A 19315-nucleotide genomic window follows, 5' to 3' on the forward strand; every position below is an offset into this window, starting at 1 on the left:
CATGAGCCTCGCACTTTTTGGCGCTTACCGCCTCCTCAATCCTCTGCAAAATGTGGTTCGCGGCTTCATGCCCGCACAAGCCCTGCAAAGCACCCGTCGCCCTTTGCCTTTGCGCGTTGCACGCGTGATGGAAGCCCAACACAGCCGTAGCCAAGCTGGCCGCATGGTCATCTCGGGTCGCATGGCGGATGTGTGTGCCGAACTCGACCGTTTGGCCGAGCTAGAAAACCGTCACTGATATTTGCAATCGGGCTCACGCGCCACGCGTGAAGCCCCGTGCTGCAAGGCACAATCGGGGGATGAATATTGTCATCCTCGACGACTACCAAGATGTCGTGCGCAAGCTCGCTTGTGCGTCAAAATTAGAAGCCTTTCCAGCCAAGGTTTACACCAACACCATCAAAGGTGTTGGCCAGTTGTCTGTCAGACTGCGTGATGCCGAAGTGCTGGTGTTGATCCGTGAACGCACACACATCAATCGCCAGTTGCTAGACAAACTTCCCAAGCTCAAACTCATTTCTCAAACCGGCAAGATCGGTAGCCACGTGGATGTGGCAGCTTGCACTGAACGCGGCATTGCCGTGGCCGAAGGCTCGGGCTCACCTATTGCGCCCGCCGAACTGACGTGGGCTTTGATCATGGCTGCCATGCGCCGCCTGCCCCAATACATCAGCAATCTCAAACACGGCGCTTGGCAGCAGTCAGGCTTCAAAGCAGGCTCTATGCCCACCAATTTTGGGTTGGGTCAAGTGTTGCGCGGTAAAACCTTGGGCATCTGGGGCTACGGCAAGATTGGGCAATTGTTAGCAGGCTACGGCAAAGCATTTGGCATGAGGGTGGTGATGTGGGGCAGCGAGGCCTCACGCGAACGAGCTGCCAAAGATGGCTTGAATGTGGCTATCTCGCGCGAAGCATTCTTTGAAGAATCAGACGTTCTTACTCTGAATCTGCGCTTGGTCGACGAGACTCGTGGCATTGTGAAGCTCTCAGACATGGGTCGCATGAAACCCACTGCGTTATTGGTGAACACTTCACGCGCTGAGTTGATCGAGCCCGACGCACTGATCACAGCACTCAACCGCGGCCGCCCCGGCATGGCGGCGATTGATGTGTTTGAAAGCGAACCCATCATGCAAGGCCAAGCGCTACTGCGCTTGGAAAACTGTATTTGCACACCACACATTGGCTATGTGGAGCAAGACAGTTACGAGATGTACTTTGGCACGGCGTTTGACAACGTGGTGAACTTCATCAAAGGCACGCCCACCAATATCGTCAACCCCGGCGCACTGCAAGTACGCCGGTAAATTGGCTTAGCTGTTTTTCTTGGCCATGCGTTCAGCCATCAAAGCCATGCAGGCTTTGCGGTCGACGTTGACTTTTTGTACCGAAGCGCGCTCGGCCATTTGCTGGCTGTAGGCTTTCACGGGCAAGTGGGCCAGCAGATCTTCGCCGTACACAGCCTTCGAGGCCATGGAAGCCAGAGGCAAATTCACAATGGCGGAGCAATCGGCCAGTGTGAAGGTGTCGCCCGCCACATAGGGCGAAAACTTCAACAGCTTAGCCAAGCCTTCCACGCCTTTGGCGAGCTGTTTGCGTACCCTCGCCTGCGTCGCTTCATCCACCTTCCCACCAAAGAAAGCCTGTGGGTACAGCTCACGCGCCACCAATTCGACATGCAGCTCTAGGTAGGTGATGATTTCGCGCACCTTGGCCGCCTCAAATGCATCGGTGGGCATCAGTGGGTGATGTGGGTAGGCTTGTTCAATGTATTCAGCGCACACCGCTGATTCGCTGATGCAGCCCTGTGGGGTTTCTAAAAACGGTACTTTGCCCATGGGCGAGCGCAAGAAGGTGGCTGGCTCAACGGGGTTGACCCACACCAAGTCCTCTTCAAACGGCACAGCTTTTTCAAGCAGCTGGATTTTGAGCTTGTTGTAGTAGTTGCTGACAGCGAAGCCGCAGAGTTTGAGGGTCATGAAGGCACTCCTAGAGGTTGAAAGTCAAATTGATTCTGGCATAGCCGCTACCAGCGCAGGCTTGAAGGGGCATAGGCCAAGTCACCTAAGCGCAACTCAAAAAGCCAGGCATGCTCGGCCATAATCTTTGCTATGAATTCCATCTACAAAACCATAGGCTTTTTGGGAGGCGCCACAGAAGCGCTGCAAATCGCATCTGAAGGCGTGGCCGACTTTGCCACCATTGACCGCATCTTGCGCGACCAAGCAGGTTTCAAGCTTGGCCCTTTCCAACTCCTCGATATCGCAGGTATTGATGCGGCACACGAGGCCATCAGTTCTGTTTACCAACAGTACTTGAGCGAGCCACGTTTCCGCCCCAGCAACCTAGCCGTGCAACGCATCAGCTCAGGCAAACTGGGCCAAAAAACAGGCGAAGGTTTTTACACCTACGTGAACGGCGAAGCACAGATGCCAGCCGAAGTAGCCACACCTACCGTGTCAGAGATGCCACCAGTGTGGGTATCCACCCGCGCCATGCGTCGCCCCGAACTGCTGCAGTTGCTCAAAGACTTGGGCGCCAAGATTGAAACGGGTGCATCGCCTTCCGCGCAAGCGCTGTCTATCGTCGCCCCTTTGGGTTTTGATGTGACCACCGTGGCCATCGTGGAACGCTTAGACCCCGCTCGCACGGTCGGCATCGACATGTTGATTGACGACAAGCTCACCCACCGCCGTGTGCTGGCCACCAGCCCTGCGACACGCGCTGACATGCGCGACGCTGCACACGCACTGTTTGCGCGCGATGGCAAAGCCGTGACCGTGATTCGCGACAGCGGCGGTTTTGTGACGCAACGCGTGGTGGCTAACCTCATCAACATTGCGTGTGACATGTGCCAGCAAGGCTTGTGCACACCCGAAGAACTCGAAGCCACAGGCGCAGCAGATTTGAGCCACAGCATGGGCCCGTTGACCATGGGCAACAAATACGGCCCCACCGAAATTTTGGAAGTGCTGTTCAACGTACAAACTGTTTACGGCGACACGCGTTACCGCCCCAGCCCATGGCTGCGCCGACGTGGCGCATTGGGCTTGAGCTTGATGCACACCGAAAGCTAACCCACCTTCAACCCTCACTCGAAACCCGCAGACACAGTGGGTCTCCGGAGTGACAAACTTTCACTTTCAGGTCACACAAAAGACAGGCTATGGACGATCCTATTCTTAACATCGAAGAACGCGAGGCCATCAACGCAGGACGTTGGTTCTCATCTCTTTCACCTTCACTCAGGCACGACATTCTTCGATGCGCATACGTCAAACGATGCAAAGACGGCGACTTGATCGCAGCCCGTGGCGACTCAGCCGACGAGTGGATGGCGTGTGCTCGCGGCGCGGTGCGCGTGAGCTCGACTTCGTTGTCGGGGAAGCAGATCACCTTCACGTATGTGGAACCTGGGATTTGGTTTGGCGACGTGGCGATTCTGGATGGGGACCGTCGCACACACGATGTGTATGCACACGGCGATACCTCCATCTTGTGCGTGGCCAAAGCGGACTTTCAAAAGATTCTCAGCCAGCACGTGGAGTTTTACGACGCCATGCTGCGCTTGCAAGCACGTCGGATTCGCCAGCTGTTCGGTTTGGTAGAAGACCTCAACACACTGCCGCTGCGCTCACGCTTAGCCAAACAACTTTTGCACTTGGCACGCAGTTACGGTGTACAGAGCTTGACCAACGCTCAAGAGATTCGCATTGGTTTGCATCTGGCGCAAGAAGAACTCGCACAGCTCTTGGGCGCATCACGTCAACGCGTGAACCAAGAACTCAAAGCCATGGAACGCGAGGAAGCTATTCGCATCGAGCCGGGTGGCTTGGTGATTCGCAACCGCGACGCTTTGCTACAGATCAGCGAAGCCGACCACTGACTGGAGACCACGCATGAGCCGGGACGACGCACATACTTCCCAGCCCATGTCAGCGGCGCACCGCATAGACACCGCAGCACTGGCAGCGTGGCTGAGCGCCAATCTGCCGGGCTTTGAAGGCCCCATCTCGCTAGAGATGTTCAAGGGCGGGCAATCCAACCCCACTTACCAACTCATCACCCCAGCCAAGAGCTATGTGATGCGCACCAAGCCTGGCCCCGTGGCCAAGTTGTTGCCTTCGGCCCACGCGATTGAACGCGAGTTCAAAGTGATGCAAGGCTTGCACGGCACCGATGTGCCCGTGCCGCAAATGCATGTACTGTGCGAAGACGAGTCCATCATCGGTCGTGCCTTTTATGTGATGGAGTTTGTACCAGGGCGTGTGCTGTGGGACCAAACCTTACCGGGCATGGCGAACGCAGAACGTGGTGCGATTTACGATGAAATGAACCGCGTCATCGCAGCCCTGCACACGGTCAAGTTTGCAGAGCGTGGACTTGAAAACTATGGCCGCCCCGGCAATTACTTTGAACGCCAGATTGGTCGATGGAGCAAGCAATACGTGGCCTCTGTCACCCAGCCCATCGACGAGATGGACAAGCTCATGGCATGGCTGCCTGCCAACATGCCCGCGAGCGCCAAAGACGACAGCAAAGTCAGCATCGTGCACGGCGACTATCGGCTGGATAACTTGATGTTCCATCCCACCGAGCCACGCGTATTGGCAGTGCTAGATTGGGAGCTGTCCACACTGGGCCATCCGCTGGCCGACTTCAGCTACTTGTGCATGGGCTGGCATATTTCACCCGGCACCTTCAGAGGCATTGGCGGTGTGGACATCGCAGCGCTCGGCATTCCCAGCGAAAGCGAAAACATCCACCGCTATTGCGACCGCACAGGCCTCGCCACACCAGCAGACTTGAAAGCCGACTGGAATTTTTACCTCGCCTACAACATGTTCCGCATCGCGGCCATCTTGCAAGGCATCGCCAAACGCGTGGAAGCTGGCACAGCGTCTAGCGACCAAGCCAAAGCCAACGGAGCAGGTGCGCGCCCGATGGCCCAGTTGGCATGGCGATTTGCACAACAAGCCTAAAAGAAAAACGAAACAAGGAACACACCATGAACTTCGATTACAGCGACAAAGTCAAAGGCCTACAAGTACGCTTGCTCGCCTTCATGGACGAATACGTTTACCCCAACGAGCAACGTTTCTTTGAAGAAATTGCCGCCAACCGCGCCAAAGGCAATGCCTGGATTCCCACCGAGTTGGTGGAAGAACTCAAGCCCAAAGCACGCGCCGCAGATCTTTGGAATTTATTCATCCCGCACAGCCCACGCGTGCCCGAGGGTTTGAGCAATTTGGAATACGCGCCCCTGTGCGAAATTATGGGCCGCGTACCCTTTGCTGCCGAGGTGTTTAACTCGTCCGCCCCCGACACGGGCAACATGGAAACCTTCGAGCGCTATGCCAGCGAAGCGCTGAAAGTGCAGTGGCTGGAGCCTTTGCTGCGTGGCGATATTCGCTCAGCGTTTTTGATGACCGAGCCTGCCGTGGCTTCGTCAGACGCCACCAACATCCAATGCAGCATTGTTCGCGAGGGCAATGAATACGTCATCAACGGCACCAAGTGGTGGAGCTCTGGCGCAGGTGACCCACGCTGTGCGGTGTACATCGTGATGGGTAAAACAGACCCCACAGCACCCAAGCACGCGCAACAAAGCATGGTGGTGGTGCCTGCCAACACACCTGGCGTGAAAGTGGTGCGTCCCTTGAGCGTGTTTGGCTACGACGATGCGCCGCATGGCCACATGGAAGTCACCCTCACCAACGTGCGTGTGCCAGTTGAAAACCTGTTGCTCGGCGAAGGCCGAGGGTTCGAGATTGCCCAAGGCCGCTTAGGCCCAGGACGCATTCACCATTGCATGCGCTCCATTGGCGCCGCAGAGCGCGCTTTGGAGTTGATGTGCAAGCGCCTCAACAGCCGTGTTGCATTTGGCAAACCTCTGTCCACCCAAGGCGTGTGGCATGAGCGCATTGCCAACGCACGCATCATGATTGAGCAAGCGCGCTTGCTGACCCTCAAAGCTGCTTACATGATGGACACCGTGGGCAACAAAGAAGCACGCGCAGAAATCGCCATGATCAAGGTGATTGCACCCAACATGGCCAGTCAAGTGATTGACTGGGCCATTCAGGCCCACGGCGCAGCGGGTATCTCGGACGACTTTCCACTGGCCTACGCCTACTGCACGCAACGCTGGTTGCGTTTGGCCGATGGCCCCGATGAGGTACATCGCCAATCCATCGCTAAACTCGAACTCGCGCGGCACATCAACAGTGCGCAACAAGACATTGACATGCCCATCACCCGCGGCAGCTAAGGAACACAGATGATCGACGTTTACTCATGGCCTACGCCCAACGGACACAAAGTACACATCATGCTCGAAGAGTGTGGTTTGCGATTGGGACGCGACTGGCTGGCCCACCCCGTCAACATCGGTCAAGGAGATCAATTCACACCTGAGTTTTTGAAGATCAGCCCCAACAACAAAATCCCTGCGCTCGTCGATCCACACGGGCCCGACGGCAAGCCGATCAGCCTGTTTGAATCGGGCGCCATTTTGTTGTACCTCGCCTCTAAAACGGGCAAGCTGCTGCCCAAGAGCGACCGCGCCAAGTTTGAAGTGCTGCAATGGCTGATGTTTCAAATGGGCGGCGTGGGCCCCATGCTGGGCCAAGCGCACCACTTTCGCATCTACGCCCCTGAGAAAATTGACTACGCTTACAACCGTTACACCAACGAAGCCAAGCGCTTGTACGGTGTGATGGACAACCGTTTGCAGCACAGCAAATTCATTGGTGGCAACAGCTACAGCATTGCCGACATTGCCATCTTCCCGTGGCTACGCAGCTGGCAAAACCAAGGCATTGATTGGGCCGACTACCCTCACCTCAAAGCTTGGTTTGATTTGATTGCAGCTCGACCTGCGGTCCAGCGTGGTGTGCAAGTATTGGCGGATTTGCGTAAGCCACTGACGAATGACAAGGCTAAAGATATTTTGTTTGGGTCAACACAGTTCGCCAAACGCTGACGGTCACGGGCTATGGCAGCTTGATTTTCAAAATTTGTTTTTCATTGACCGCATTTGTGCAAGTGCCATTGCTCACATAAAGATATTTATCGTAAATCGCAAGTCCCGATGGGCCGCAAAATCCAACGCCCGTCGTTTGCCAAACACCGATCGACGAACTCGCAAAAACCTCTTTGGTTCCATCGCTAATTTTGACTCGGCTGATATAGCCATTGTCGCCATTTAAATCACCCGCGTTGGCGATATAAGCATAATCGCCATTAATCGCCATGCCATTTGGAAAGTCAAATGTCCCCCATGGAAGCACCGTAAATCCGTGATTGGCATCACCTGTATTGGCAGGATTAAAGCTGAGGATGGAAGCCGCTGCTCCAGATAGTGAAACATAGATCAATCCGTTATTTGCAACCAATGCAGAGGGAAAACCACCTGGAACAGGAACCGAAACAGGAGTACCTTGACTGGTGTTCTGATAGATCAAAATAGAACCTGCAACCTTAGCAACATACCAATCCTGAGCAGTTGTAAAAGCAATACCGTACAAATTAGCCCCCGTATTGGGTATCGAAATGGGTTGCCCATTTAAAAATACACCTTGATTGCCAGCGCTACCACCCGTGTAATAAACATCATTAGAGCCTGGCTTCACAGCGACTCCAAACGGATTCGTCACCGCGTAGTTTGATACCACGCTACCAGAAGCCGTGTTGAATGTCACAACAGAAGCACTATCGGCCACCGTGAGAAATCCAGTCCCCGAGAAAGTCATTAACTTAGGGGAAGTTAAAGGGTGGCTTGTCGTACTAAAGCTTGTGATGGTTTTTACATAGGTCATAACGCTGGAATTTGAACCATCGCCACCACCTCCACCGCCGCCACACCCAAGCATCAAGGTAGAAAAAAACAGATATAAGAGTAAAGATTTGGGTTTCATCACAACGTTGAAATCGACACTGTTTCACTTTACTTGATAGATCTACAAGTGCCAACCACAAACTGATAAAGTTACCCCTGTTCCAACCGATTCATAAGACGTCATGTTTAAGAAGTTTTTCCTGTTGACCTGCTTGCTCCTGTCTGTTTGGACGGGCGTGCTCGCGCAAGACAAACCCACAGCATCACGTGCTCTGCTTGCTCGTCCGCCGCAATCTGGCGCTGAGCCCATGCTGTTGCTGGGCCCCAAAAATCGGCCCTACACAGAAATTTTGGTTCATACCACCAAGCTGGACTACTTTGATTGCAACGGCATCGTGGCTCCGTGGTTTCGAGAATTGATCGTGGCAGAGATGAATTACTTTGCCGAATTAGTTGAACTGCCATTCGTCAAAGGTGATGCGTGCGTGGTCAGCATTGGCACAGACAAAAGCCTCACACCTGGGCGCATCAACATTCACCTCTATGTGAACCAGCAACGTCTCACAGCTTGCGTGCGCAACGAACAATGCCCCGTGTTTCGCAGCATCAGCCTCATTCCAAAAGACAAGGTGCTGTATCGGTCTTACTTCTTGTCAGATATGTCTCGCAAGCTGATTTCTCAGCAATGCGTGACCGATAAAGGCAAGCTGCACACGGACACCACCTGCTACACAGTCCAGTAAAAGCTTTTTTGCCTGCTGGGCTAAAGCCTCCCCTTGAACAGTCGATCTTCTAGGGATATGCGTTTTCTCTCCTCCACACTCTTTGCTGCCGTTCTTGTTCTGACAAACCTTGTGGTTTCGCCAGCCTTGGCTAGTGACCCGCCTAAAAAGCCTGCAGCCAAAGAAGAGCCGCCTAAGCCGAAGTTCGACTACGTCGAAGAAGCGGGTGAGCCTGGCCGCAGCGGCTATGTGTACAAGCGCGTGGCCAAGCCTAAGTTTGAAGAGCCCGAAACTATCCCTAAAGCCCCTTTCCCCGAACCACCTGAACCGCCAGAGCCGCCAAAGAAGGACGACCACGGCAAAAAAGATGACCATGGCGCGCCTAAGAAAGAAGAAAAGAAGGACGACGGCCACGGCGCTCCGCCTAAGAAGGACGAGAAGAAAAAAGACGATGGCCACGGTGGCGGCCATGGCAAAGACGTCAAAAAGCCTGCGGCTCCAGCGGTCAGTGCGGTGTACGACTCTGCTGTCATCAAGCTCGATGGCAACAACCGCCCGTTAACGCCGGTAATTTTTACCAATAAGTTTGCCGACTACTTTGTTTGCTACAAGACCATCAAGCCCAAGTTCCAAGAGCAGATACTGGCCGAAATGAACACCTTCGCCGATCGCATGGGCTTGCCGCGTGCGCAAGACATGCCCTGCATGATCAAGATTGCCAAAGCCAACACCAAATTCCCGGGTGCTGTTTACATTGAGTTTTATACCGATGTGAAGGCCGAGAAAGAGTGCATCAAGATGGGTGAATGTGGCTCCACGCGATTGATGATGCTGTTCCCAAAGGACAAGACCGGAATCAAAAGCAAAGAGGTGTACCGCTCGTATGTGCTGACGGACGAAAAGAAGTTTCGCCGAGCTAATTTTTGTGTGAGTCCTGATGGGCAGTTTGTGGGTGAAAAACACTGCTACGTTGTGCTGCACCCTGATTGGCTGTTCAACTGACAACGGCTGAAAAAATTGGCCTGTCCGACAGGAATCGAACCTGTGACCCACAACTTAGAAGGTTGTTGCTCTATCCAACTGAGCTACGGACAGAAATGAAAAAAGGCCTCGATGAACGAGGCCTTTTTTGCTTTTGTGGTCGGGGCGATAGGATTCGAACCTACGACCCTCTGGTCCCAAACCAGATGCGCTACCAGGCTGCGCTACGCCCCGAAGCCGTTATTGTAACCCGCAAATTGCCCGTTTTCCGAATCACCCCCTAGGAAAATCTACAGACCGCATTGATTCACAATTGAGCCGTGAAAATTGATTTTGATGGCATCCAAGCCTTCGTGGTGACCGCAGAGCTCGGTGGCTTCAACAAAGCCGCTGAACAACTGCACATCACGCAGACCGCACTGACGCGCCGCGTGCAAAAACTCGAAGCCTATTTGGGCTTGAAACTGCTCGACCGAACCACACGGCGTGTCGAGATGACTGCGGTTGGTCGCGATTTCTTGCCCCAAGCACGCACCATCGTGAATGAGATGACCTCTGCCGTCGGCCGCCTCAAAGACATGTCGCAGCACGCCAAAGGTAATTTCACCCTCGCCTGCGTACCCAGCATGGCTGCGCACATGCTGCCCCAATTGATTCGCCAATATGCCGATGTCTGCCCTGGTAACCGCATCCGGTTGTTGGACGCTGCATCTTACGAGGTACGCCAAGCCGTGCTCAACCACCAAGCCGAGATTGGCATTGCAGTGAATGGCGAAACACACCCAGACTTGGTTGAAACGCCCTTGTTTGACGACCCCTTGGTGTTCATCTGCCTTGACACACACCCGCTCCAAGGAAAAAACATGGTCACTTGGGTAGACATGCGCGAGGCCGACTTGATTGTGGTGAGTAACTTCATGGCCACCCGTGTTTTTATGGACTACCAACTCGCCAAGCATGGCATTCGGCTCAATGGTAGTTACGAGGTGCAGCACCACGCCACGGCCATCAATTTGGTCGCTGCCGGCGTAGGCTGCGCCATTCTGCCTTCGTCCACTCTGCTCGAAGGTGACCGAGCCCATGTGCGCAAAATCACGTTGACAGGGCCTGTCGTAAAGCGCAAAGTAACCTTGTTACGTCGCAAAAACACTAGCCTTTCACCAGCGGCTCAGGCCTTCTTTCAATTGATTCAAAAAGAACACCCGGCCCCTCAAAAGTCAAAATCCAGATTGATGCGTAAATCGACATAATCAAACCAGATATTTCACTTCTTAATATAACCATTTGAGCCGACACTCAAAGACATGACAATTCAAACCAGTGTTATGTCTCCAGACGTTTTAGTGATCGGCGGGGGCAATGCAGCCCTCTGCGCTGCCTTGATGGCCGCCGAAGGCGGAGCCTCTGTCTTGATGCTTGAATCTGCACCCCGAGAATGGCGCGGTGGCAATTCAGGACACACCCGTAACCTGCGCTGCATGCACGATGCACCACAAGACGTGCTGGTCGACGCTTATCCAGAAGAAGAGTATTGGCAAGACTTACTCAAAGTCACAGGTGGCATCACCAACGAAAAACTAGCCCGCTTGGTCATCCGTGCATCTTCCACCTGTCGCGATTGGATGCGCAAACACGGCGTGCACTTTCAGCCACCTCTCTCAGGCGCCTTGCATGTGGCACGCACCAATGCGTTTTTTATGGGCGGCGGCAAAGCTTTGGTCAATGCGTATTACCGCAGCGCTGAAAAATTAGGCGTGCAAATTCGATACAGCTCACCCGTCGACAAACTCGACATTCAAAATGGTCAATTCGTGGCAGCCTACGTGGGCAACAAACGCATCACGGCTAAAAGTTGCGTATTGGCCGCTGGCGGCTTCGAGTCCAACCTCGAATGGCTGCGCGAAGCATGGGGACAAAACGAGTGCGGTGAATGGCCTACCGACAACTTCTTGATTCGTGGCACGAAATTCAACCAAGGCGTATTACTCAAGCACCTGTTGGCGCATGGCGCAGACCGCATTGGTGACCCCACCCAAGCCCACATGGTGGCGATTGATGCACGCGCCCCCTTGTATGACGGTGGCATTTGCACACGCATTGATTGCGTGTCGCTCGGCGTGGTGGTCAACCGCGATGGCCAACGCTTTTACGACGAAGGCGAAGATTTCTGGCCCAAGCGCTACGCCATTTGGGGGCGATTGGTGGCGCAGCAGCCGGGGCAAATTGGCTACTCCATCATCGATGCCAAGGCCATTGGCCGCTTCATGCCCCCCGTTTTCCCCGGCGTGCAAGCCAACACCTTGCCTGAGCTGGCTCAAAAACTCGGCTTGCCCACAGACACCTTCATGCAAACGCTCAACGATTACAACCGCGCGTGCCGCATCGGCACGTTTGACCACACCAGCTTGGACGACTGCCACACCGAAGGCGTGACGCCTGCCAAAACACACTGGGCTCGCCCCATCGACACAGGCCCGTTTTACGGCTACGCCTTGCGCCCTGGCATCACCTTCACCTACCTAGGCCTCAAGACCGATGAAACAGCGGCTGTGCGATTTAACGATATCCCCAGCAATAACCTTTTTGTGGCGGGCGAAATGATGTCTGGCAACGTGCTGGGCAAGGGCTACACCGCCGGTGTGGGTATGTCGATTGGCACAGCGTTTGGCCGCATCGCGGGCATGCAAGCTGCTTTAGCTTCCAAGGAGGTGACACATGCAAACGCTTGATGCCCTCACCCGCGATGCACGCGCTTTGGCCAATGGCGACGCCATGATGTCTGCGCCTGAAACCGAAGTGGCGCGACAGCTGCAAATTTGCAATGCCTGCCGTTACTGCGAAGGCTTTTGCGCCATGTTTCCTGCGATGACGCGTCGTTTGGAATTTGGCAAAGCAGACATCCATTACCTTGCGAACCTGTGCCACAACTGTGGCGCCTGTTTGCATGCCTGCCAATACGCACCACCGCATGAGTTTGCCGTCAACGTGCCGCAAGCCATGGCGCAAGTGCGAGGACAAACCTATGCAGACTACGCATGGCCACCCGCCTTAGGCGCACTCTACAAACGCAATGGACTCACTGTGTCTTTGGCACTGGCCGCGGGCTTGTCACTGTTCTTGCTGCTGGCCTTGCAGATGAATGACACCTTGTGGCCTAACAACTTAGGCGGCAACTTTTACAACCTGTTCCCGCATAACCTCTTGGTGAGTTTGTTTGCGCCTGTGTTTTTGTTTGCGACATTAGCGCTAGCGCTCGGCGCACGACGCTTCTGGCGTGACATCACACCCGCCACCAGCGGCGCTGCACTCACCTCACCAGCAACAAACGAAGCCACACATGCCGTGTTGCGCTTGAAGTATCTGGATGGTGGCCACGGCGAAGGTTGTAACAACGAAGACGATGCCTTCACACTCTCGCGCCGTCGAGCACACCACCTCACCTTCTATGGCTTCATGCTGTGCTTTGCAGCCACCAGTTTGGCCACGGTGTATCACTACGCATTCGGCTGGGTCGCACCATATGACTTGCCCAGCTTGCCAAAGATTTTGGGTGCTATTGGCGGCGTGAGCTTGCTACTGGGAACAGCGGGTTTGTTCAAACTCAATTTGCATCGCCACCCCATGCATGGGGATGCTGCACAAAAACCCATGGACTTGGGCTTCATTGCCTTGTTGTTTTTCACCAGCTTGAGCGGATTGGCTTTGTGGCTAGGTCGAGGCAATGCAGCGATGCCCGCATTGCTGGCGATTCACTTAGGCGTGGTGATGGCCTTGTTTGCCACCCTACCCTACGGCAAATTTGCACACGGTATTTTTAGAACCGCAGCTTTGCTGCGCTTCGCAGTAGAAAAACGACAACCCAACCCCATCGGTGTGGGTAGCGAATAACTTGAAGGAGATCAATATGAACAAACGTACTTTCATCAACACCTGCGCGCTGTTGGCACTCGGCTTTGCAGCACTCGCAGCCCACGCACAAGAGTTCCCGCCTAAGAAAACCATCACGATGGTGGTGGGCTTTGCAGCAGGTGGCGCAGCTGACACGGCGGCACGCATCATCGCCAAAAAACTCGGCGACAACATTGGCGCCTCTGTGGTGATTGACAACCGTGGCGGCGCAGGCGGCAATATTGCACATCAATTTACGGCCAATGGTCCTGCCGATGGCAGCACAATTTTGTTTGGCTCTGTGGGCCCTCTCACCATTGCACCGCACATGATGAAACTGCCTTATGACCCCGTCAAAGACCTCTCGCCCATCACCATGGGCGTGAACTTTCCCAACGTGTTAGTCGTGCATTCAGGCACTGGCATCAAAACCTTTGCCGAATACATCGCGTACGCCAAGAAAAATCCAAACAAGCTCGACTACGCCTCAACCGGCCCAGGCTCGGCCTCTCACCTAGCGGGTGAATTGCTAGACGACATGGCGGGCATTGACACAGTCCACGTGCCCTACAAAGGGGGCGCCCCCGCCTTACAAGATTTGCTGGGTGGCCGTGTTGCGGCTTACTTCTCGACCTACTCCACCTCACAGGCCTACATCGAAACGGGCAAGCTCATTCCTTTGGCCAGCACGGGCGCCCAACGCTTGAAGCAATTGCCCAAGATTCCAACCGTGGCCGAATCCGGCTACCCAGGCTTTAGCGCCACCAACTGGTACGCGTTTGTCGCCTCATCCAAAGTGCCTGCACTCATTTTGGACCGCTGGAACACAGAACTCGTCAAAGTCTTGAAGTCTCCCGATGTGGTCGACCAGCTCAACAGCCACGGTCTCATGCCCCAACCCGGCTCGCGTGATGATTTAGCCAAATACATGGCGAAAGAGTCGGCCACATGGGGCCGTGTGATTCGTGAACGAAAAATCACAGGCGAATAAATAAAAAAACAGACGGAGACAACACATGACATTCACACCCAACAACATCACTCGCCGCCTGTTACTGGTTGGCCTTGGTGTATTCCTTGCAGCCTCGCAAGTGGCGCAAGCCGCAGAAATTCGCGTCATCACCTCGGGTGCATTCACCGAAGCCTATAAAAAGCTCGTGCCCGAATTTGAAAAGCAAACCGGTCACAAAGTCATCAGCTCTTATGGTGCGTCGGTGGGTAATGCACCTGACGCCATCCCGACGCGCTTCTCGCGCGGCGAGAAATTTGATTTGATTATTTTGTCGGACGGCGGCTTAGAGGCGATGATTAAAAAAGGAAATGTCATCCCTGGCAGCCGTGTGGATTTGGTTCGCTCGCAAATCGGTGCTGCCGTTCGCAAAGGCACACCCAAACCAGACATCAGCACGGTTGAGGCTTTGAAACAAACCTTGCTCAACGCCAAGTCCATCGCGTACTCAGCCAGCGCCAGTGGCACGTATTTGTCCACAGAATTGTTTCCAAAACTCGGTGTGGCTGAACAACTCAAAGACAAAGCCAAGAAAATCATGAGTGAACGCGTGGGCGCCGTCGTGGCACGCGGCGATGCCGAGCTGGGCTTTCAGCAAGTGAGCGAGTTGATTTATTTCAAAGAACTCGATTTCATCGGTACCTTGCCCGAGTCTGTGCAGCAAACCATCTTTTTCTCAGCAGGCTTGATTGAAGGCTCCACCGAGCAAGACACAGCCAAACAACTGATTAAATTCTTCCAATCCCCCGAAGTCGCTGAGACGATTCGTCAAACCGGTTTAGACCCCGTCGCCGCCCGATAATGGGGGCATGACAGCTGCACATTCCACACCCTCCTCTGCCGCCCCCCTCAAAGGGGTGCGCGTTCTCACCCTCGCTTTGAACCTGCCAGGCCCAGCCGCTGTGATGCGGCTGCAGGCCATGGGCGCCAAGTGCACCAAGCTCGAACCGCTCGCACCTAAAGGCATGAGTACCGCAGACCCCATGGGCATCTACAAACCTGCTGCTTACGAGGTGATGCACCAAGGTTTGAAGGTGTTGCAAGCCGATTTGAAATCTGAACGTGGCCAAGCTGCGCTGCACAAACAACTGGCGCAAACCGATGTGCTCATCACCTCCTTCCGTCCTTCAGCCTTGGTCAAACTTGGCCTCGCCTGGAAAGAATTGCACAAGCGCTACCCCACGTTGTGCGTCGTGAGTATCGTGGGTGCCCCAGGCGAACGCGCTGAAGAAGCCGGACATGACCTGACCTACCAAGCAGACAGCGGCTTGGTGAATGGTTTAGAGATGCCAGCCAGCTTATATGCAGACATGGGTGGCTCTTTATTCACCACCGAAGCGGTGCTGCAAGCATTGCTGTTGCGTCAACGACCAGGCAAAGCGCATGGCAAAGGCGTTTACCACGAAGTCGCGTTGTGCGATGCATCGACTTACCTCGCCTTGCCGCGTGCATGGGGGCTCACAGTGCCTAATGGCGATGTGGGCGGCGCACACGCTGGCTACAAGGTCTACCCTTGCAAAAACGGACGCGTAGCCTTGGCTGCCCTAGAGCCGCACTTTGCGATGCGTTTGTGCGAGGCTGCAGGCTTACCCAAACAAGCCGCTACGCAAATGCACAAACGCAGCACGCATGAATCGATTGCCCAGTTCTTAGCGTCGCAAACCCGCGCACAACTTGACAAGCTGGCTAGCAGCAAAGACATTCCACTGCACACGCTGCCGCGTTAAGCAGCACCTCACTGCCCTGCCCACCTACGCCGCCAACGCTGCGGCTAGGCTCAACTCAAATGGCGCAAGGGATGCGCAGATGCGGGCCAAGGACTTTCAAAAAACGGCAGCACCATCTCAGGTGTGACATCAACGATGCGCGCGGGTTGCCATTTGGGTGTGTGATCTTTGTCAACCGCCAAAGCGCGAATACCCTCCACCGTTTCGCTGCTCACACCTCGACGTAACAGATGGTCGGTCTGAAAACAATGACGCACCATGTCGCGCTCCATTCGCAAGTCTTCTGCGAGGCTCATTTGGCGACCGCGGCGAATTTGCTCTAGCGTGACACACAACATCAAGGGCGACTGATGGTGCAAGGCCTTCAAAGTTTGCACAGACCATTCATCTGAACCTTGCAGGGCTTGCTCTATCTCAGCCACCGTGGCTAAGCCAAACACCTGATCGATGGGTGCGTTTTGCCAAGCTGGCACTGTGGCCAAGGCTTGCTCTGTTGTTGTCTTGCATTGCTCACGTAGCCAAGCCGTCACAGCATCGCCACTGACCCAGTCTTGCTGACGCAAACCATCCCACAGCGCAGGCAAAGCAGCCGAGTCCACACACACATCAGCCAAGCCCACATGCAGCGATTCACCACCGCGCAGCACATAGCCTGTTAGCGCCAAATACTCGCCCATGTGGTCTGGGCACTTGGGGCCATGGCAGCGGCCTAAGAAGTAACCGCCCCCCACATCCGGAAACAAACCAATGTGGGTCTCGGGCATGGCCATCTTTGTACGTTCAGTCACCACCCGCAGCGCAGCGCCTTGGCTGATGCCCATGCCGCCGCCCATGACAATGCCGTCCATCAAAGCAATGTACGGCTTGCGATAGTTTTGAATCAAATGGTTGAGGCTGTATTCCTCAGTGAAGAAGTCTTCCAGCGTCACGTCACCACTCAATGCTGCTTCATGAAAGTACCGAATGTCACCTCCTGCACAAAACGCACCGAAGAGGCCTTCTTTGTTGCTGCCTCGCACCACCACAGCCATCACCTGTGTATCGTCTTGCCACTGCTGCAACACGTGATTCAGCTCGCGCACCATAGCCAGTGACAAAGCATTCAAAGCCTTGGGGCGGTTGAGCGTGATGAAGCCTAAATGGCCCACGCGTTCAGCATGAACATCAGTGGTGTAAGTGGACATGGTGGCTCTCCTCATTCAAATTAGTTATTCGTATTTTCATGAATTCCAATGCTGGTCTCGCAACACAAATGAACCCAAGCGACATGTAAAAAGTCTAGGCGTAAAAAAGCCGAGGCAGGCCTCGGCTTTTCGTGCAAAAAAGTGAATTACTTATTGCGCTTGCGCTCATGCTCTTTCAAGAAGCGCTTACGCAGACGCACGCTCTTAGGCGTGATTTCGACCAACTCGTCGTCTTCGATGAATTCCACACCGTATTCGAGTGTGAGGTCGATCGGAGGCGTGATCTTGATCGCATCTTCTTTGCCAGACACGCGGAAGTTGGTGAGCTGTTTGGTACGTGTGGCGTTCACCACCAAGTCGTTGTCACGGCTGTGGATACCCACAATCATGCCTTCGTAAACGGGGTCGTTCGCCTTGACGAACATACGGCCACGGTCATCCAACTTGCCCAAAGCGTAGGTGAAGATTTCACCGTCGTCCATAGAGATCAACACACCGTTCTTACGACCGCCGATGTCACCTTTATGTGGCTCGTAGCTGTCGAAGATGTTGGAGATCAAACCTGAACCACGTGTCAAGTTCAAGAACTCGTTGGTGAAACCAATCAAACCACGGGCTGGAATGCGGTATTCCAAACGCACACGGCCACGGCCATCGGGCTCCATGTTGACGAGTTCGCCTTTGCGCTCGCCCAAGGCTTGCATCACGCCGCCTTGATGGGTTTCTTCGATATCAGCGGTCACCAATTCGATAGGCTCATGGCGCTCGCCATTGATGTCACGGAACACCACGCGTGGCTTAGACACAGCCAACTCGTAGCCTTCGCGGCGCATGTTTTCCAACAAAATGGTCAAGTGCAATTCACCGCGACCGGCAACGTCAAACACGCCTTCTTCGTCGGTTTCTTTCACACGCAAAGCCACGTTGTGTTGCAATTCTTTTTGCAAACGGTCCCACAGCTGACGGCTGGTCACGTATTTGCCTTCACGGCCGGCCAAGGGGCTGGTGTTCACGCAGAAGTTCATGGTCAGTGTTGGCTCGTCAATCTTGAGCATCGGCAAAGGTGCTGGGTTGACAGGGTCTGTCACCGTCACGCCGATGTTCAAGTCAGCAATACCGTTGATCAACACAATGTCGCCAGGGCCGGCTTCTGTGGCTTGCACGCGATCCAAACCTTGGAACTTCAACACTTGGTTGACGCGACCTTTGACGGCTGAGCCATCTGGGCCTTCCATGACCATCACGTCCATCATTGGCTTGACAGTGCCTTGGCTGATACGGCCCACGCCGATACGACCCACGAAGGTGGAGAAGTCGAGCGCTGAGATTTGCAATTGCAAGGGCGCAGCAGGGTCACCCTGTTGTGGAGGCACGTGCTTCAACACAGTGTTGAACAAGGCCGACATGTCTGGGCCCCACTGCTCGCCTGGCGCGCCTTCTTCAAGAGAAGTCCAGCCGTTGATACCTGAGGCATACACCACGGGGAAGTCGAGTTGTTCGTCGGTTGCACCGAGTTTGTCGAACAAGTCAAAAGCGGCGTTCACCACTTTGTCTGGGTTCGCACCAGGCTTGTCCACTTTGTTCACCACGACGATGGGCTTCAAGCCCAAAGCCAAAGCTTTCTTGGTCACGAAACGGGTTTGAGGCATGGGGCCTTCTTGCGCATCGATCAACAACACAACGCCGTCCACCATCGACAAGGCACGTTCCACTTCGCCGCCGAAGTCCGCGTGACCAGGGGTGTCAACGATGTTGATGTGTGTACCTTCCCAGCTCACAGCACAGTTCTTGGCCAGAATCGTGATGCCGCGTTCGCGTTCGATGGCGTTGTTGTCCATCACGGTGTCCACCACTTTTTCGTGGTCGGCGAAGGTGCCAGATTGACGCAGCAATTGGTCAACCATGGTGGTTTTACCGTGGTCAACGTGGGCGATGATGGCGATGTTGCGAATTTGCTTACTCAT

The 19315-nt window shown here is 54.6% G+C and carries 18 protein-coding genes, 2 tRNA genes and 1 pseudogene; 15 read left to right on the forward strand and 6 right to left on the reverse strand.

Features of this window, described 5'->3' with window-relative positions; genetic code table 11:
• Position 1 precedes the first annotated feature (1 nt).
• Together LINBF2_RS06500 and LINBF2_RS06505 are read left to right on the forward strand one after the other, a co-directional pair.
• A complete protein-coding gene (locus LINBF2_RS06500; RefSeq protein ID WP_108283855.1) occupies positions 2 to 238 on the forward strand; it encodes a hypothetical protein in 237 nt (78 codons plus the stop codon).
• A gap of 61 nt (positions 239 to 299) precedes the next feature.
• On the forward strand, positions 300 to 1307 hold the full coding sequence (locus tag LINBF2_RS06505) for a D-2-hydroxyacid dehydrogenase family protein (RefSeq protein WP_104797365.1): 1008 nt from the start codon (positions 300 to 302) through the stop codon (positions 1305 to 1307).
• Between the two features lie 6 nt (positions 1308 to 1313).
• On the opposite strand, the gene LINBF2_RS06510 is transcribed toward LINBF2_RS06505, so the two are convergent.
• Complete coding sequence (locus LINBF2_RS06510; RefSeq protein ID WP_281887626.1) at positions 1314 to 1979, reverse strand: glutathione S-transferase; 666 nt, start codon at positions 1977 to 1979, stop codon at positions 1314 to 1316.
• A 174-nt stretch (positions 1980 to 2153) separates the two neighbouring features.
• Between LINBF2_RS06510 and LINBF2_RS06515 the strand changes: the two are divergent.
• From LINBF2_RS06515 to LINBF2_RS06535, 5 genes and pseudogenes are all read left to right on the forward strand, one after another.
• Positions 2154 to 3077 (forward strand): annotated as a pseudogene (locus LINBF2_RS06515) (3-hydroxyacyl-CoA dehydrogenase family protein); the annotation flags it as partial.
• 89 nt (positions 3078 to 3166) lie between these two features.
• Positions 3167 to 3886, forward strand: a complete 720-nt coding sequence (locus tag LINBF2_RS06520; RefSeq protein ID WP_281887628.1) for a Crp/Fnr family transcriptional regulator — start codon at positions 3167 to 3169, stop codon at positions 3884 to 3886.
• A gap of 13 nt (positions 3887 to 3899) precedes the next feature.
• A complete protein-coding gene (locus LINBF2_RS06525) occupies positions 3900 to 4982 on the forward strand; it encodes a phosphotransferase (RefSeq protein ID WP_281887630.1) in 1083 nt (360 codons plus the stop codon).
• Between the two features lie 26 nt (positions 4983 to 5008).
• On the forward strand, positions 5009 to 6271 hold the full coding sequence (locus LINBF2_RS06530; RefSeq protein WP_281887632.1) for an acyl-CoA dehydrogenase family protein: 1263 nt from the start codon (positions 5009 to 5011) through the stop codon (positions 6269 to 6271).
• A 9-nt stretch (positions 6272 to 6280) separates the two neighbouring features.
• On the forward strand, positions 6281 to 6985 hold the full coding sequence (locus LINBF2_RS06535) for a glutathione binding-like protein (RefSeq protein WP_281887634.1): 705 nt from the start codon (positions 6281 to 6283) through the stop codon (positions 6983 to 6985).
• 10 nt (positions 6986 to 6995) lie between these two features.
• On the opposite strand, the gene LINBF2_RS06540 is transcribed toward LINBF2_RS06535, so the two are convergent.
• Positions 6996 to 7919, reverse strand: a complete 924-nt coding sequence (locus LINBF2_RS06540; RefSeq protein ID WP_281887636.1) for a hypothetical protein — start codon at positions 7917 to 7919, stop codon at positions 6996 to 6998.
• Positions 7920 to 8043: 124 nt separating this feature from the next.
• Between LINBF2_RS06540 and LINBF2_RS06545 the strand changes: the two genes are divergently transcribed.
• Positions 8044 to 8583, forward strand: a complete 540-nt coding sequence (locus LINBF2_RS06545; RefSeq protein WP_281887638.1) for a hypothetical protein — start codon at positions 8044 to 8046, stop codon at positions 8581 to 8583.
• Between the two features lie 111 nt (positions 8584 to 8694).
• Entirely contained in the window at positions 8695 to 9564 is an 870-nt protein-coding gene (locus LINBF2_RS06550) for a hypothetical protein (protein ID WP_281887640.1), read from the forward strand.
• A gap of 16 nt (positions 9565 to 9580) precedes the next feature.
• Here the strand turns inward: LINBF2_RS06550 and LINBF2_RS06555 are convergent.
• Together LINBF2_RS06555 and LINBF2_RS06560 are read right to left on the reverse strand one after the other, a co-directional pair.
• Positions 9581 to 9657: transfer RNA gene (locus LINBF2_RS06555), tRNA-Arg, on the reverse strand.
• A gap of 43 nt (positions 9658 to 9700) precedes the next feature.
• Positions 9701 to 9777, reverse strand: a tRNA-Pro gene (locus LINBF2_RS06560).
• An 86-nt stretch (positions 9778 to 9863) separates the two neighbouring features.
• Here LINBF2_RS06560 and LINBF2_RS06565 point away from each other — a divergent pair.
• The 6 genes from LINBF2_RS06565 (at position 9864) to LINBF2_RS06590 (ending at position 16167) form a co-directional block, all read left to right on the forward strand.
• Positions 9864 to 10793, forward strand: a complete 930-nt coding sequence (locus LINBF2_RS06565; RefSeq protein ID WP_281887642.1) for a LysR family transcriptional regulator — start codon at positions 9864 to 9866, stop codon at positions 10791 to 10793.
• A 75-nt stretch (positions 10794 to 10868) separates the two neighbouring features.
• Entirely contained in the window at positions 10869 to 12272 is a 1404-nt protein-coding gene (gene tcuA / locus LINBF2_RS06570; protein WP_281887644.1) for an FAD-dependent tricarballylate dehydrogenase TcuA, read from the forward strand.
• Positions 12259 to 13431, forward strand: coding sequence for a tricarballylate utilization 4Fe-4S protein TcuB (gene tcuB / locus LINBF2_RS06575; RefSeq protein WP_281887646.1), 1173 nt, complete (start codon positions 12259 to 12261; stop codon positions 13429 to 13431). Before tcuA ends, tcuB begins: the two co-directional genes overlap by 14 nt.
• Before the next feature lie 16 nt (positions 13432 to 13447).
• Positions 13448 to 14422: a tripartite tricarboxylate transporter substrate binding protein gene (locus LINBF2_RS06580; RefSeq protein ID WP_281887648.1), complete on the forward strand. Its 975-nt coding sequence runs from the start codon at positions 13448 to 13450 to the stop codon at positions 14420 to 14422.
• A 25-nt stretch (positions 14423 to 14447) separates the two neighbouring features.
• Positions 14448 to 15242, forward strand: coding sequence for a molybdate ABC transporter substrate-binding protein (modA, locus tag LINBF2_RS06585; RefSeq protein WP_281887650.1), 795 nt, complete (start codon positions 14448 to 14450; stop codon positions 15240 to 15242).
• A 7-nt stretch (positions 15243 to 15249) separates the two neighbouring features.
• Positions 15250 to 16167 (forward strand): CoA transferase, encoded by a 918-nt coding sequence (locus LINBF2_RS06590; RefSeq protein ID WP_281887652.1) that lies wholly within the window; start codon positions 15250 to 15252, stop codon positions 16165 to 16167.
• 50 nt (positions 16168 to 16217) lie between these two features.
• On the opposite strand, the gene LINBF2_RS06595 is transcribed toward LINBF2_RS06590, so the two are convergent.
• Together LINBF2_RS06595 and typA are read right to left on the reverse strand one after the other, a co-directional pair.
• Positions 16218 to 17351 (reverse strand): enoyl-CoA hydratase/isomerase family protein, encoded by a 1134-nt coding sequence (locus LINBF2_RS06595; protein ID WP_281887653.1) that lies wholly within the window; start codon positions 17349 to 17351, stop codon positions 16218 to 16220.
• 146 nt (positions 17352 to 17497) lie between these two features.
• Positions 17498 to 19315 (reverse strand): translational GTPase TypA, encoded by a 1818-nt coding sequence (typA, locus tag LINBF2_RS06600; RefSeq protein ID WP_104797353.1) that lies wholly within the window; start codon positions 19313 to 19315, stop codon positions 17498 to 17500.

The organism is Limnohabitans sp. TEGF004, assembly GCF_027924965.1.
Taxonomy (GTDB): domain Bacteria; phylum Pseudomonadota; class Gammaproteobacteria; order Burkholderiales; family Burkholderiaceae_C; genus Limnohabitans.